Source organism: Staphylococcus sp. AtDRG32 (genome assembly GCF_004365845.1).
Taxonomy (GTDB): domain Bacteria; phylum Bacillota; class Bacilli; order Staphylococcales; family Staphylococcaceae; genus Staphylococcus; species Staphylococcus hominis.
Map to the genome: position 1 here is coordinate 66,028 of NZ_SODE01000006.1, position 16,320 is coordinate 82,347.

General features: G+C 30.3%; 16 protein-coding genes. 13 read left to right on the top strand and 3 right to left on the bottom strand.

Going from position 1 to position 16,320, the window contains the following annotated elements; genetic code table 11:
- Positions 1-283 precede the first annotated feature (283 nt).
- The 7 genes from gatC to dinB all read left to right on the top strand — a co-directional run bounded on the left by gatC (position 284) and on the right by dinB (position 8,077).
- Positions 284-586, top strand: a complete 303-nt coding sequence (gene gatC / locus BDW25_RS08745; protein WP_049431193.1) for an Asp-tRNA(Asn)/Glu-tRNA(Gln) amidotransferase subunit GatC — start codon at positions 284-286, stop codon at positions 584-586.
- A 1-nt stretch (position 587) separates the two neighbouring features.
- Positions 588-2,045 carry an Asp-tRNA(Asn)/Glu-tRNA(Gln) amidotransferase subunit GatA gene (gene gatA, locus BDW25_RS08750; protein ID WP_002488084.1) on the top strand — a complete coding sequence of 486 codons (1,458 nt, stop codon included), beginning with the start codon at positions 588-590 and terminating at the stop codon, positions 2,043-2,045.
- A 12-nt stretch (positions 2,046-2,057) separates the two neighbouring features.
- A complete protein-coding gene (gene gatB / locus BDW25_RS08755; protein WP_002455118.1) occupies positions 2,058-3,485 on the top strand; it encodes an Asp-tRNA(Asn)/Glu-tRNA(Gln) amidotransferase subunit GatB in 1,428 nt (475 codons plus the stop codon).
- 314 nt (positions 3,486-3,799) lie between these two features.
- Complete coding sequence (locus BDW25_RS08760) at positions 3,800-4,720, top strand: diacylglycerol kinase (protein ID WP_002450025.1); 921 nt, start codon at positions 3,800-3,802, stop codon at positions 4,718-4,720.
- Between the two features lie 131 nt (positions 4,721-4,851).
- Positions 4,852-6,213, top strand: a complete 1,362-nt coding sequence (rlmD, locus tag BDW25_RS08765; protein ID WP_208318186.1) for a 23S rRNA (uracil(1939)-C(5))-methyltransferase RlmD — start codon at positions 4,852-4,854, stop codon at positions 6,211-6,213.
- A gap of 136 nt (positions 6,214-6,349) precedes the next feature.
- A complete protein-coding gene (locus BDW25_RS08770) occupies positions 6,350-6,898 on the top strand; it encodes a DUF3267 domain-containing protein (RefSeq protein WP_049438085.1) in 549 nt (182 codons plus the stop codon).
- Between the two features lie 108 nt (positions 6,899-7,006).
- Complete coding sequence (gene dinB, locus BDW25_RS08775) at positions 7,007-8,077, top strand: DNA polymerase IV (protein ID WP_002455122.1); 1,071 nt, start codon at positions 7,007-7,009, stop codon at positions 8,075-8,077.
- A gap of 27 nt (positions 8,078-8,104) precedes the next feature.
- On the opposite strand, the gene BDW25_RS08780 is transcribed toward dinB, so the two are convergent.
- Positions 8,105-8,662, bottom strand: coding sequence for a 3'-5' exonuclease (locus BDW25_RS08780; RefSeq protein ID WP_049431202.1), 558 nt, complete (start codon positions 8,660-8,662; stop codon positions 8,105-8,107).
- A 241-nt stretch (positions 8,663-8,903) separates the two neighbouring features.
- Here BDW25_RS08780 and murT point away from each other — a divergent pair, with 241 nt between their 5' ends.
- Both murT and gatD read left to right on the top strand, forming a co-directional pair.
- Positions 8,904-10,214 (top strand): lipid II isoglutaminyl synthase subunit MurT, encoded by a 1,311-nt coding sequence (murT, locus tag BDW25_RS08785; protein WP_064207052.1) that lies wholly within the window; start codon positions 8,904-8,906, stop codon positions 10,212-10,214.
- Positions 10,215-10,216: 2 nt separating this feature from the next.
- Entirely contained in the window at positions 10,217-10,933 is a 717-nt protein-coding gene (gene gatD / locus BDW25_RS08790; RefSeq protein WP_002450023.1) for a lipid II isoglutaminyl synthase subunit GatD, read from the top strand.
- A gap of 44 nt (positions 10,934-10,977) precedes the next feature.
- Here the strand turns inward: gatD and BDW25_RS08795 are convergent, their stop codons facing one another.
- Complete coding sequence (locus tag BDW25_RS08795) at positions 10,978-11,967, bottom strand: FUSC family protein (RefSeq protein ID WP_049417637.1); 990 nt, start codon at positions 11,965-11,967, stop codon at positions 10,978-10,980.
- 173 nt (positions 11,968-12,140) lie between these two features.
- Between BDW25_RS08795 and map the strand changes: the two genes are divergently transcribed.
- Entirely contained in the window at positions 12,141-12,893 is a 753-nt protein-coding gene (map, locus tag BDW25_RS08800) for a type I methionyl aminopeptidase (RefSeq protein ID WP_002455125.1), read from the top strand.
- Between the two features lie 48 nt (positions 12,894-12,941).
- Here map and BDW25_RS08805 read toward each other — a convergent pair whose 3' ends face one another.
- Positions 12,942-13,952, bottom strand: coding sequence for a HoxN/HupN/NixA family nickel/cobalt transporter (locus tag BDW25_RS08805; RefSeq protein WP_049432034.1), 1,011 nt, complete (start codon positions 13,950-13,952; stop codon positions 12,942-12,944).
- 227 nt (positions 13,953-14,179) lie between these two features.
- On the opposite strand from BDW25_RS08805, the gene BDW25_RS08810 reads away from it, so the two are divergent.
- From BDW25_RS08810 to vraS, 3 genes are read left to right on the top strand one after another with little or no spacing between them, the layout of a single operon-like run.
- Positions 14,180-14,566 carry a hypothetical protein gene (locus BDW25_RS08810; RefSeq protein ID WP_002455127.1) on the top strand — a complete coding sequence of 129 codons (387 nt, stop codon included), beginning with the start codon at positions 14,180-14,182 and terminating at the stop codon, positions 14,564-14,566.
- Between the two features lie 20 nt (positions 14,567-14,586).
- A complete protein-coding gene (vraT, locus tag BDW25_RS08815; protein WP_049432039.1) occupies positions 14,587-15,288 on the top strand; it encodes a cell wall-active antibiotics response protein VraT in 702 nt (233 codons plus the stop codon).
- Entirely contained in the window at positions 15,285-16,319 is a 1,035-nt protein-coding gene (vraS, locus tag BDW25_RS08820; protein ID WP_002450020.1) for a sensor histidine kinase VraS, read from the top strand. The genes vraT and vraS overlap by 4 nt, the downstream gene beginning before the upstream one ends.
- Position 16,320: the final 1 nt, after the last annotated feature.

The window sequence follows — 16,320 nt, forward strand, 5'->3', positions numbered from 1 at the left end:
AATAACAGTTTATTTCAATGTAATTATAAGCGTTAACAAGAATTAGAGTATAGATAAAAAATAATTCATTTTATTATATAACGTTAATATTAATAAATTATTAATAGAAATTAATGTATATTTATAGGTAACTATGTAAATGAGTTACATAAGAAAGTTGTTTTAATTCTTAACTTTGCTAAGAATAGTTAATACACCGAGTATCATAATAAATATTTAGATTTTTAACTGAAAATTTGATACAATTTTATGATGAATGAGTAATAAGGAGGCTTTTTTAATAATGACTAAAGTTACACGCGAAGAAGTTGAACATATAGCACATTTAGCAAGACTTCAAATTTCTCCTGAAGAAACTGAAAAAATGGCTAATACACTTGAAAGTATCTTAGATTTTGCAAAGCAAAATGATTCAGCAGATACTGAAGGTGTGGAACCAACATATCATGTCTTAGATTTACAAAATGTGTTACGTGATGATAAAGCAATCGAGGGTATTCCTCAAGAACTTGCATTAAAAAATGCGAAAGAAACAGAAGATGGTCAATTTAAAGTACCAGCTATCATGAATGAGGAGGACGCTTAAGATGAGTATTCGCTATGAATCTGTTGAAACACTTTCAGAAATGATTAAGAATAAAGAAATTAAACCTTCTGAAGTAGTTAAAGATATTTATGATGCTATTGAAGAAACAGATCCAACAATTAAATCATTTTTAGCTTTAGATAAAGAAAATGCAATTAAAAAAGCTAAAGAATTAGATGAGTTACAAGCTAAAGATCAATTTGAAGGTAAATTATTTGGAATCCCAATGGGAATTAAAGATAATATTATTACTAAAGATGTCGAAACAACTTGTGCAAGTAAAATGTTAGAAGGTTTTGTACCGATTTATGAATCAACAGTGATGAATAAATTACATCAAGAAAACGCAGTGTTAATTGGTAAATTAAATATGGATGAATTTGCAATGGGTGGTTCTACAGAAACATCTTATTTCAAAAAAACTGTAAATCCATTTGATCATCAAGCAGTTCCAGGGGGATCTTCTGGAGGTTCAGCTGCAGCAGTAGCAGCAGGATTAGTACCATTTAGTTTAGGTTCTGATACTGGTGGATCAATCAGACAACCAGCTGCATATTGTGGTGTAGTAGGTATGAAACCTACATATGGCCGTGTATCACGTTTTGGTTTAGTTGCATTTGCATCTTCATTAGATCAAATTGGACCAATTACTCGTAATGTTAAAGATAATGCGATGGTATTAGAAGCAATTGCAGGCGCAGACAAAAATGACTCTACAAGTGCACCGGTTGAAGATGTTGATTTTACTTCTGAAATTGGTAAAGACATCAAAGGTCTTAAAATTGCACTTCCTAAAGAATACTTAGGAGAAGGTGTTAACGAGGAAGTAAAAACTTCTGTAAAACAAGCAGTAGAAACATTAAAATCACTTGGTGCAGAAGTTGATGAAGTGTCATTGCCAAATACTAAATATGGTATTCCTTCTTATTATGTAATCGCATCGTCTGAAGCATCTGCAAATTTAGCACGTTTCGATGGTATTCGTTATGGCTACCATTCAAAAGAAGCACAAACATTAGAAGAATTATACAAAATGTCTCGTTCTGAAGGCTTTGGAGACGAAGTTAAACGTCGTATCTTCTTAGGTACATTCGCATTAAGTTCTGGTTATTATGATGCATTTTATAATAAATCTCAAAAAGTTAGAACATTAATTAAAAATGACTTCGATAAAGTATTCGAAAATTATGATGTTGTTGTAGGGCCTACAGCTCCAACAACGGCGTTTAATTTAGGCGAAGAAATTGATGATCCTTTAACAATGTATGCAAATGACTTATTAACTACGCCTGTTAACTTAGCTGGTTTACCTGGTATTTCTGTGCCATGTGGCCAATCAAACGGACGTCCAATCGGTTTACAATTTATTGGTAAACCATTTGATGAGAAAACATTATATCGTGTGGCATATCAATATGAAACACAATTTAACTTACACGACGCATACGAAAAATTATAAGGAGTGGAAATAATGCATTTTGAAACAGTTATCGGACTTGAAGTTCACGTTGAATTAAAAACAGACTCAAAAATGTTCTCTCCATCACCAGCACATTTTGGGGCTGAACCTAACTCAAACACTAATGTTATTGATTTAGCTTATCCGGGTGTTTTACCTGTTGTAAATAGAAGAGCAGTAGATTGGGCGATGCGTGCGTCAATGGCTCTAAATATGGATATTGCTACAAATTCTAAATTTGATCGCAAAAACTATTTTTATCCAGATAATCCGAAAGCATATCAAATTTCTCAATTTGATCAACCAATCGGTGAAAATGGATATATTGATATTGAAGTTGATGGTGAAACGAAACGTATTGGTATTACTCGTCTTCATATGGAAGAAGACGCAGGTAAATCAACTCATAAAGATGGTTACTCTTTAGTAGACTTAAACCGTCAAGGTACACCATTAATAGAGATTGTATCTGAACCAGATATTCGTTCTCCTAAAGAGGCATATGCTTATTTAGAAAAATTACGTTCAATTATCCAATATACTGGTGTCTCTGATTGTAAAATGGAAGAAGGTTCACTACGTTGTGACGCTAATATTTCATTACGTCCTCACGGTCAAAAAGAATTCGGTACTAAAACTGAATTGAAAAATCTAAACTCATTTAACTATGTGAGAAAAGGTTTGGAATACGAAGAAAAACGTCAAGAAGAAGAATTATTAAATGGTGGTACGATTGGTCAAGAAACACGTCGTTTTGATGAATCAACGGGTAAAACTATTTTAATGCGTGTTAAAGAAGGTTCTGATGATTATCGTTACTTCCCAGAACCAGATATTGTACCTCTATATGTCGATGATGAGTGGAAAGAACGTGTGCGACAAACCATTCCAGAATTGCCTGACGAACGTAAAGCTAAATATGTTAATGAATTAGGCTTACCTGAATATGATGCGCATGTATTAACACTTACTAAAGAAATGTCTGATTTCTTTGAAGGTGCGATTGAACATGGTGCAGATGTTAAACTAACATCTAACTGGTTGATGGGTGGCGTTAATGAATATCTTAATAAAAATCAAGTAGATTTAGAAGATACAAAATTAACTCCTGAAAATCTTGCTGGAATGATTAAGCTTATCGAAGATGGAACAATGAGTAGTAAAATTGCCAAAAAAGTATTCCCAGAATTAGCTGAAAATGGTGGAGAAGCTAAACAAATTATGGAAGATAAAGGTTTAGTTCAAATTTCAGATGAAGCTACATTATTAAAATTTGTTAATGAAGCTTTAGATAATAATCCACAATCTGTTGAAGATTATAAAAATGGTAAAGGGAAAGCTATGGGCTTCTTAGTGGGTCAAATTATGAAAGCTTCAAAAGGTCAAGCTAATCCTCAAAAAGTCAATCAATTATTAAAACAAGAATTGGATAAAAGATAATAGCTCATCTCATATGAGGTATTAAATATAAGTTTAAGCTAAACTGTTCACAAAGCGTTTAAGATTGTGAACAGTTTTTTTATTCATATTTCTAGAGAAAAGGCTATTGGATTTCAATAGGATAGATAAGCGCAGTATTTAGTTTGTTCCTAGTGTCAAAAGAATGAGATATGCTTTACGTCGGTTAGTTTCTTACAACAATTATACAACAAAATGATACCCACAAAAATTTAAAAGAATTGGTATAAATACTTTTAACTCATTCATAAATCATTTAATATAGTGTTATGTAAAAAAAAGTAGAGGGATCACTTATGAGAAAACGAGCAAGAATCATTTATAATCCAACTTCTGGAAAGGAGCTATTTAAACGTACTTTACCAGATGTTTTAATAAAATTAGAACGTGCAGGTTATGAAACAAGTGCTTATGCAACTGAACGAGAAGGAGATGCTACACTTGAAGCGGAACGTGCACTTGAACAAAACTATGATATTATTATAGCCGCTGGTGGTGATGGCACTTTAAATGAAGTTGTAAATGGAATTGCTGAACAACCCAATAGACCTAAATTAGGTATTATACCTATGGGTACAGTGAATGATTTTGGACGAGCTTTACATTTACCAAATGATATTATGGGTGCAGTAGATGTTATTATTAAAGGTCATACGACAAAAGTAGATATCGGAAAAATGAATAACCGATATTTTATAAATTTAGCTGCTGGAGGTAAGCTCACGCAAGTATCCTATGAAACACCTAGTCGCTTAAAATCTATTGTTGGACCTTTTGCTTATTATATAAAAGGGTTCGAAATGTTGCCGCAAATGAAGGCAGTCGATTTGAGAATTGAATATGATAATGAAGTATTCCAAGGGGAAGCACTGTTATTCTTACTAGGGCTTACCAATTCAATGGCAGGCTTTGAAAAACTCGTACCTGATGCTAAGTTAGACGATGGGTATTATACTTTAATTATCGTTGAGAAAGCAAACTTAGCTGAATTAGGCCATATCATGACATTAGCTTCTAGAGGTGAACATACCAAACATCCTAAAGTAATATATAAAAAAGCAAAATCAATTAATATTTCATCATTTACAGATATGCAATTAAATGTAGATGGAGAATATGGTGGTAAATTACCTGCAAACTTTTTAAATTTAAAACAGCATATTGAAGTTTGTACGCCTAAAGATATTTATAATAGTGAGCTCTCAGAAAATAATTAAAGTATTTAAGAAATAAACGGATTAGGGAAAATGAAATAAGAAGTTAAAAAGAGGTTATCTATAATTTCGGGTTTGAAAAGGTAAGAAGTTATACGTACCTCTTTTTCATATGGAGTGAAAAAATAATTGTGATGATTAATAAAAATGATGTAATAAAAGGAAAAGTGATCGATTTAACACATGAAGGACATGGTGTGATTAAATTAGATCGTTATCCTATTTTTGTTCCTAATGTGTTAATTGATGAAGAAGTAGAATTTAAGGTAATTAAAGTAAAGAAAAACTTTGCTATTGGTAAACTAATAAAAGTACTAAAACAAAGTGAGCAAAAAGTAATACCTCCTTGTATATATTATGAGAAATGTGGAGGATGCCAGTTACAACATATGTCTTATGAATCTCAGCTAAAAATGAAAAAACAACAAGTTGTGAATTTATTTCATAAAAAGGCGAAATTAGAGGAAACAGTGATTCATGATACTATTGGTATGGATTATCCATGGCGATATAGAAATAAATCCCAGCTTCCTGTAGGTAAAGATAAAAATAATAAAACGATAATGGGATATTACCGTCAAAGAAGTCATGACATCATTGATATGGATAGTTGTTTAATTCAAGATGAAAAACAACAAGAACTAATGAATGATATAAAACAGTGGTTAAATGAATTGAATGTAAGCATTTATAATGAAAAAAATAAAAAAGGGTTATTACGTCATGTAGTCATTCGAACAAGTCGTTATACAAATGAAGTTATGATTATATTTGTAACAAATGGTTCTAAATTTAAAGAAGCTGAAACCCTAGTACATAGACTAACAGAGTTATATCCTAACATAACAAGTATTAAACAAAATATTAATAATTCACATTCAAATGTCATAATGGGTAAGCAATCGATGACTTTATATGGAAAAGATAAAATTACAGATCAGTTAAGTGAAACTATTTTTGAAATTAGTGATCAATCGTTTTATCAAATTAATTCTGTTCAAACAGAAAAATTATATCAGAAAGCTATCGACTATGCTCAATTAAGTGGAAATGAAATTGTTTTAGATACATATTGTGGTATAGGAACGATTGGGCTTTACATGGCACCAGTGGCTAAACATGTATATGGTGTCGAAATTGTGCCATCAGCCATTCAAGATGCCAAACAAAATGCTTTAATTAATCATTTTGATAATACAACGTTCGAATGTGGTAAAGCAGAAGAAGTGATAATTGAATGGAAACAAAAAGGAATAGAACCTGATGTTATCATGGTCGATCCTCCACGAAAAGGATGCGATCAAGTCTTTATAGAAACATTATTAGAGTTAGCCCCTAAACGTATTATCTATATTTCATGTAATCCTTCAACACAACAAAGAGATGCTCAGCTTTTAGCTAATCTATATTATTTAAAAGAAATAACACCAGTCGATATGTTTCCACATACAACACATATTGAAACTGTGGCCTTATTCGAAAGAAAAACATTGTAATTAAATTAAAGTAAATGAGGAGAAGTTTATTAAAATAAGATTACAAAGGGTTTAAGTTATGTATAATCGCTTTCATTCTAACACTTCTACATGTATACTATGGAAGAGTTTTAGCGAAATGGGTGGAGGTTGACAGATGCACAAAATTGATTTATCACACAATCGAATCAAAATATCAAAATTACTTACCATTCAAGTTGTTATGATGTTATTTGCAATTTTAGTTACATATAAGTGGGCAATTAATTATGTTGATATTATTGAACAACGTTTTTTGACAAATGTCATTTATGGAATACTTGGTTTTATTGGAGTATTAATTATTCACGAATTAATACATAAGTATTTATTTTTTATCTTTTCTAAAGGACAGAAACCACAATTTAAATATAAAAATGGAATTTTGCTCATTTATTTGTCATCTAAATACTTTAATAAATGGCAATTTTGTGCAGTCATGCTTGCGCCATTAGTGATCATTACAATAGGGTTAATGCTTTCATTTTATCACTTTGCTTACTCTTCTATTATATTTATATCAAGCATACACATCGGGTATTGTTTGATTGATATTTATCTAGCAACTATAACAATTATTAACAAATTTAAATATATTCGTTCTACTGATGAAGGTATCTTTATGTATCATTATTTGCCTATATCTATAAATAATGACTATGATTAAACATCTGTATAAGTCTTAATATTATTATAAATGCATTTATAAAGTGTTTTCTTTTAGGGTGCAGTATAATAGTATTGGGGCTTATTTTATTTAAAAAGGAGTGAGACAATGACAGAAAGGAGAATCGTTCATATTGATATGGATTGTTTCTACGCTCAAGTAGAAATGAGAGATAATCCTAAATTACAAGGAAAACCTGTCATTGTAGGTGGAAAAGCAAGTCATCGAGGCGTCGTTTCAACTGCTTCATATGAAGCACGTAAATATGGTGTTCATTCAGCAATGCCTATGTCGCAAGCACATAAACTATGTCCAAATGGGTACTATGTTAGAGCAAGATTTGATGTATATCGTGAAGTTTCAAGCAAGATAATGGAAATTTTTAAACAGTATACTGAGATTGTAGAACCTTTAGCACTAGATGAAGCATATTTAGATATTACTCATTTAGTTAAACCACATAGATCAGCATCAAAAATTGCTTCAAACATACGTAAAGATATCTTCAATAAAACAGGTTTAACGTCTTCTGCTGGTGTTTCTTATAATAAGTATTTAGCTAAATTAGCTAGTGGAATGAATAAGCCTAATGGAATGATGGTTATTCATTATGAGAATGTTCATGACATATTAATGAACTTAGATATAGGCGATTTTCCAGGCGTTGGAAAAGCTTCTAAAAAAATCATGCATGAACATGATATTTATACTGGTAAAGATTTATATAGCAAATCGGAATTTGAATTGATTCGCTGGTTTGGAAAAAAAGGACGAGGACTTTATCAAAAAGTAAGAGGAATTGATGATAGTGAAGTAAAGGCAAGTAGGATTCGTAAGTCAGTAGGAACAGAACGTACTTTTTCAACAGATATTAATGATGATGAAGCGATTCTACAAAAAATATGGGAACTTTCTGGTAAAACATCTGAACGATTAACTCAATTGCAAAAGTCTGGCACAACAGTTACTGTCAAAATTAAAACGCATCGCTTTGAAACATATTCTAAACAAAGAAGTTTGAGAGAAGCGGTAAGTAAAGACATCGATATTTATAATATAGCTTATGATTTATATCATGAATTAAAAGACCCTGATGTACCTATCAGATTAATTGGTGTTACAGTAGGTCATCTAGAGCAATCAACATATCAAAATATGACCATTTATGATTTCATTTAAAGATAGAGATAGATAAGACGTTTTAAATTACCTATTTCTATCTTTTAAATTTTTACCATGAAATTGAAGCACACTTTGTAAGCTATCATAGTGTTTTAATAATCTATAAGTAATCATTGCGCAAGCTTTTGCGTCATTTAGGGCATCATGATGACCATGAAAATTTAAGTTGTAATGGTTCATTAGATGTTTTAATCCATATCGATAAGCTTTGATCGTACGTCTAGCAAGTTGATACGAGCAGAAATAGGTAAGTGAGGGAACAGCTATGTTTAAATGTTTTAAGCTTTGATGTAATACACCCATATCAAAAGCAGCATTATGTGCCACTACGGGTAATTGATTTATAAATTGCAACATATATGGAAAGACTTCTTTAAAATCTGGCGCATCTTTAACGTCCTTAGGATGAATACCATGAACATGAATATGTGTTTCTGAAAAATTGTCATGAGGATTAACAAGCGTGTAAAACGTTTCGACTATTTCGTTATCTACTACTTTTACCATGCCAACAGAACAAATACTTGTTCTTTTTTTATTTGCAGTTTCAAAATCCAAAGCTATAAATGAATTTTTAACCATTCTATATTCCTTTCTAAATACTTAAATTGAATTATTCACAGTTTAACAGAAAGTACGGTTTAAATATAAATAATTGCTTTTTTTCATAATCTATAAATAACAAAGTAAAAAAATAGATACGGAATTTAAAGTGAAAAAGTTATAATTAGAAGTGTATTTAGTTACTTTTAATTGAGAATATTTTTTGTTACTTTAGATACATGGTATAATTACTCGAGTGAATTATGCGAGGAGGAAAGACATGAGACAATGGACAGCAACACACTTGGCTAAATTAGCACGCAAGATAAGTATCGCAGTAGGAAAAAAAGGAACTGATTTACCAGGTCAAATTGCTCGCAAAGTAGATCAAAATATTTTACGAAAGTTAGCTTCACAAGTTGATGATATTGTTTTTATCAGTGGAACAAATGGGAAAACAACAACTTCCAATTTGATTGGGCACACTTTAAAAGCAAATAATATTGAAATTATACATAATAATGAAGGTGCTAACATGGCTGCTGGAATTACCTCGGCATTCATCATGAAAAATGTAAAAGGTATTAAAGTAGCGGTTATTGAAATTGATGAGGGTTCAATTCCAAAAGTATTAAAAGAAGTTACACCTTCAATGATGGTATTTACTAATTTCTTTCGCGACCAAATGGATCGATTTGGTGAAATTGATATTATGGTTAATAATATTGCAAAATCAATTAGTAATAAAGGGATTAAATTAATTTTAAATGCCGATGATCCATTTGTAAGTCGTTTGAAAATAGCGAGTGATACAATTGTATATTACGGAATGAAAGCTCATGCATATGAATTTGAACAAAGTACTATGAATGAAAGTAAATATTGTCCGAATTGTGGTAGATTATTAACTTATGATTATACCCATTATAATCAATTAGGACATTATCATTGTGAATGTGGATTTAAGCGTGAAACACCTAAATATGAGGTTTCACAATTTGAGGTACAGCCATTTATTGATATGGATGTGAACGATGCACACTTTGAAATGAAAATTGCTGGTGATTTTAATGCTTTTAATGCACTTGCTGCATATTCAGTATTAAAAGAATTAGGCTTAAATAATGATGCAATTCGTAAAGGATTTAACACATACACTTCAAATAATGGCCGAATGCAATACTTTAAACGTGGTCAAAAAGAAGCAATGATTAATTTAGCTAAAAATCCTGCTGGCATGAATGTGAGTCTATCAGTCGGAGATCAACTTAAAGAAAAAAAAGTATATGTTATCAGTCTGAATGATAATGCAGCTGATGGCAGAGATACATCTTGGATTTACGATGCAGATTTTGAAAAGTTACGTAATCAAAATATAGAAAAAATTATTGTAACGGGTACAAGAGCAGAAGAATTACAACTTAGACTGAAATTAGCTGAAGTAGATGTTCCAATTATTTTAGAGAAAGATATTTATAAAGCTACAGCTTTAACTATGAATTATGCAGGCTTTACAGTAGCGATTCCAAATTATACGTCACTTTCACCTATGTTAGAACAACTTAATCGCTCATTTGCAGGAGGACGTTAGATATGTACGAATTAACAGTTTTTCATTTTATGTCGGACAAATTAAATTTATATAGTGATATAGGAAATATTATTGCTTTAAAACAGAGAGCAAAAAAACGCAATATTAATTTAAAAGTTATCGAAATTAATGAAACTGAGGGAGTTACATTAGAAAATTGCGATATTTTCTTTATTGGTGGGGGTAGTGATAGAGAACAAAGTATCGCTACTAAAGAGTTAAGTAAAATTAAAACAATATTAAAAGATGCAATAGAAGATGGAATGCCAGGTTTAACCATTTGTGGTGGATATCAATTTTTAGGTACTAAATATATTACCCCTGATGGTACAGAGTTAGAAGGACTTGGAATTTTGGACTTTTATACAAAATCAAAAACAGATCGTTTAACAGGGGATATCGTAATTAAAAGTGATACATTTGGAACAATAGTAGGTTTTGAAAATCACGGTGGTCGTACATATCATAATTTTGATACATTGGGGCATGTAGTAACAGGGTATGGAAATAATGATGATGATAAAAAAGAAGGTATTCATTATAAAAACTTATTAGGAACTTACCTGCATGGCCCTATATTACCGAAAAATCATGAACTTACTGATTATTTATTAGAGAAGGCATGTGAACGTAAAGGGATTCCATTTACACCTAAACAGTTAGATAATACTGAAGAAGAAGCTGCGAAATATGTTATTATTGAACGTTCAGAAAAATAAAAAAACGTTGGATGAATTGAATTATTTCAATTCATCCAACTTTTTTATGTTTTAACAAATCGATTATCTAGTAAATTATAGATAAGTAAAATTTCATAAATAACATGACTCTTAATTTGATTCTTATCGAATTCTTCTAATATTTTGACTGAAGATTTTAAGGTAGATACAGACTTAGATTCTCTTTTAAAAACTCCATCTAAAGGAATATTGTTGATACTATTACTAATTTTTATAATTGCCATTTTTTCCTCAGTAGTAAAACAAATATTTACATTTTTTGGTAAATAAATAATATTTGATAAATGTGTAGCAAGGAGTCTATCAATATACGCTCTATTTGACATATCTTTTAATTGTTTCCATTTATCTTCGTTATTTTTATGATAGCGTAATTCATCTCGTTGATAATTCATTAAAGTATCTGTTTTTTTATTCATATCAGATAAAGTTGATAATGAAGTATTACTATTATCTGAATCAAATTTTCCTAATAATAATTCATAACATCTAGAAGCGAATAGTTCATACAATTTAGTTTCTGAATGAATTAAGTTCTCTTCGATTTGATGATAATATTTAGGCGGTAATACGAAAAAATTTACTAATCCAGCAGTTACTAGACCAATTAAAGCTGTTAAGAGTCTTGAGAAAAAATTAAAAAGATAGGCTTCATGAATACCAGGTATCATAGCAACTGAAGTTAATACTGCAACAGTTGTACCAACTTGGAGATTTAATTTCGTACACGCTAAAATAGTAAAAATAGCACTAAAGGTGTAAGTAAATGGAGATTGATCGCCGAAGATATACGTAAAAATAACTGCAAACAATGCACCAATGACGGTAGCAGGAAGTCGACGATAACCTTTTCGTAAAGAAGCTTTAGCAGTTGGTTCGATCGAAACAATTGCTGTTAAAATTGCAAATATAGGAGTTAAGTTTAATAGTAAACAAAATAAAGTTGTTAGAAAAGTAGCTAGACCCGTTTTTATTGTTCTAGCGCCTATAATATGTTTATACCATTGATTCATATTGTTAAATCCTCTCAAAGAACGAACGTGATGATTATAATGTTAGAATAAGTTTAATATCAAGTTTGATGTAGTGAGACATCAAGTCAGTAGATATTACATTTCTTATTTAGTATATCAAAAAATTTTTGGTATAATAAGGTGGAATATTTTTTAAAAAGGAACGGGATAATATGATTGTAAAAACAGATGAAGAATTACAAGCGTTAAAAGAAATAGGATATATATGTGCAAAAGTGCGAGATACAATGCAAGAAGCAACTAAACCTGGGATTACTACAAAAGAATTAGATAATATCGCTAAAGAATTATTTGAAGAACATGGTGCAATCTCAGCACCTATTCATGATGAAAAATTCCCAGGTCAAACTTGTATTAGTGTTAATGAAGAAGTAGCTCATGGCATACCTGGCAAACGTGTTATTCGTGAAGGGGATTTAGTTAATATAGATGTTTCAGCATTAAAAAATGGATATTATGCAGATACTGGCATTTCTTTTGTAGTAGGAGAAGCGGATAATCCTTTAAAACAAAAAGTATGTGATGTAGCACTTGAAGCATTTGATGCAGCAATGGCTAAAGTAAAACCAGGTACAAAATTAAGTAACATTGGTAAGGCAGTCCACGCTACAGCACGTAAAAATGATTTAACTGTTATTAAGAATTTAACAGGTCATGGTGTAGGACAATCTTTACATGAAGCGCCAAGTCATGTTATGAATTATTATGATCCTAAAGATAAGACGCTTTTAAAAGAAGGCGTAGTCATTGCAGTAGAACCTTTTATTTCGTCTAAAGCAACTTTTGTTACTGAAGGTAAAAACGATTGGGCATTTGAAACTAAAGATAAAAGTTTTGTAGCTCAAATTGAACATACTGTCATTGTTACTAAAGACGGTCCGATTCTAACAACAAAAATTGATTAAGAAAAAAGAGTTGGATAGAATTCGTTTTGAATTCTATCCAATTTCTTTTTATGACCAACGTTGTTCTACTTTGCCAAATTTCCAAATAAGTGTAGAAATAAGCCATGTAATTAAGAATAAAGCTACCAAGATGTAGCCTAAATAATCAAATTGAATCGACTGAATCATATTCCAAAACGTACCTTTAAGGTGAAGTTTATCTTCCATAATTTGAAGTAATTCAATTAATCCAATAATTAATGCCGCAATTACTGAAATGGCTGTAATTGTAATATTGTAGTAAATTTTGCGTATAGGATTAAAGAAAGCCCAATTATAGGCAGATTTCATAATAATGCCATCGAGTGTATCTAATAAGCTCATTCCTGCTGCAAATAAAATAGGCAGAGATAAAATGCCTAAAAACGAAATGGATTGTTGAGAAGCTCCTGATGAAAGTGCAAGAAGAGCGATTTCACTTGCAGTATCAAAACCTAAACCAAATAAGAAACCTAAAGGTAAGACATGCCAACTACGGCTAATCAATTTAAAATAAGGAGCAATAAAGCGAGTAATAAAACCACGTGATTCCAATAGTGCATCTAATTCTTCTTCTCGTATATGTTCATTACGTAATCGAGCAAAAAGCTTTATTAATGAAATTAGAATAAATAAATTTAATATTCCAATAAGAAGTAAAAAGAATCCAGACACTAATGTCCCTATAATACCGCCTATATTTTGAAAATATGGAAGTTCATCTTTAGCCCATTTTACTGAAATTCCTAGAAGAACAGACATTAAAAACACAACAGTTGAGTGACCTATAGAGAAGTAAAACCCAACTCCAACAGGATTTCGTTTTTGTTGAAGTAACTTGCGGACTGTATTATCAATAGCAGCAATATGATCTGCATCGAAAGCATGACGCAATCCAAGAGTATATGCTAAAATTCCCATACCAAATAATAAATGATTAGTATCAGCAATAAATAAAAAACTAAAGCCGATAATGTGAAGTAAAATAACTATTACAATATATGGAAGCCAACTTAAATCTCTCTTTTTAATTGTATTCAACTCATATGACCTACTTTCTAACTAAATATACATTATTATATGCTAATTTTGATGAATAATGAATTGATTTAACTATAAATTTAATTTAGCGCTATTTATTTATAGCATATTCTTCAATAAATTAAAATTAATCGTACTTAAGTATGAGAAGAAAATGGTTCCTAGGACTATATTAAGTAAGATTAAACTCATTTATAATAAAGTTTAATCAACAACGAGGTGGTTCTATGAATTATTTAGATTTATATTTACAACACTTTTTAAAAATAATTATAAAAAATAATATCAATGATTATCGCTCATTATTAGATGATAAGCTTCAAAATATGGAGCGATATATAAAATATTTAAAAAATAAAAAAGCAAAAATGAATACATTAATTGACAGTTTATCTGCTACACTAGAAAATAAGTATATTGATATGATAAATATGTATAATATAAAAAATGCGCAAGAAGTCCATAATTATGAAATAGATTTATTAAAACAACGTTTAGATAAATTTGAAGCATACTATGCAAAAATTGAAGCTAATATTCATCGTTGTACGAAAGAACGAATTGCTACAGAAGAACAATATGCAATGATTGAACAAATGAGTTATGTAGCTTAATTAAAATCAGGAGGGACACATTGACACGTAAATATATATCTACTGAATTATTAATTATTTTTACAGCGCTAATGATTATCGCTAACTTTTATTACATCTTTTTTGAAAAAATTGGATATTTATTTATTTTATTATTAGGATGTATATTAATTTATGTAGGATACCTTTACTTTCATAAAGTAAGAGGGTTATTAGCGTTTTGGATAGGAGCACTACTCATAGCGTTTACCTTGTTATCCAACAAATATACGATTATTATTTTATTTATATTTTTAGTAATAATCATTATTAGATACTTAGTTTTTAAATTTAAACCCTTGAAGATTGCGGCGTCGGAAGAAGAAGTGACCTCTCCTCTATTTATTAAACAACGTTGGCTAGGTGAACAACGTACTCCAGTGTATGTATATAAATGGGAAGATGTGCAAATTCAACATGGGGTTGGAGATATTCATATTGATATGACAAAAGCAGCAAATATCAAAGAAAATAATACGATTGTAGTTAGACATATTTTAGGTAAAGTACAACTGATTGTTCCAGTTAATTATAATATTAATCTTCACATGGCAGCATTTTATGGTACAGCTTATATAAATGGAGAAGCATATAAAGTAGAAAATAATCATGTCCAAGTAGAAGAAAAACCTAAAGAAGAAAATTATAGTGTAAATATATATGTATCAACATTTATTGGTGATGTTGAGGTGATTTATCGATGAATCACTATTTAAGAGCAATAGGATCCATGCTTATTTTAGTGTATAGCATGTTAACTGCGTTTTTATTTATAGATAAAGTTTTTGTAAATATTATATATTTTCAAGGAATGTTCTATACTCAAATATTTGGTATACCTGTGTTTCTATTTCTTAATTTAGTGATTATTTTACTTTGTATTATCGTTGGCTCTGTATTAGCTTATAAAATAAATCAGCAAAATGATTGGATAAAGAATCAAATTGAACATGCCATTGAAGGCGAAACGGTAGGGATTAATGATAAAAATATAGAACTATATAATGAGACAATTGATATTTATCAAATGTTAGTGCCTTTAAATCAAGAATTACAAAGATTAAGAATTAAAACTCAAAATTTAACAAATGAAAACTACAATATGAATGACATTAAAGTTAAAAAAATCATAGAAGATGAGCGTCAGCGTTTAGCAAGGGAACTACACGATTCAGTAAGTCAACAACTTTTCGCAGCAAGTATGATGCTATCAGCGATAAAAGAAACAGAACTAGCACCACCTCTTAATCAACAAATTCCAGTACTTGAGAAAATGATACAAGAATCTCAATTAGAGATGCGAGCGCTGTTACTACATTTGCGACCTTTAGGACTCAAAGATAAATCATTAGGGGAAGGTATTAAAGATTTAGTCATTGATTTACAAAAGAAAGTACCTATGAAAGTCATTTATGATATACAAGATTTTAAAGTTCCTAAAGGAATTGAAGATCATCTATTTCGAATTACACAAGAGGCAATTTCAAATACATTAAGACATTCTAATGGAACTAAAGTGACAGTAGAATTATTTAATCATCAAGATTATTTATTATTAAGAATTCAGGATAATGGTAAAGGTTTTAACGTAGATGAAAAAGTAGAACAAAGTTATGGATTGAAAAATATGAGAGAACGTGCATTAGAAATAGGTGCAACGTTTCATATCGTATCTTTACCAGATTCAGGAACTAGAATAGAGGTAAAAGCACCTTTAACGAAAGAGGAGGGTTAAT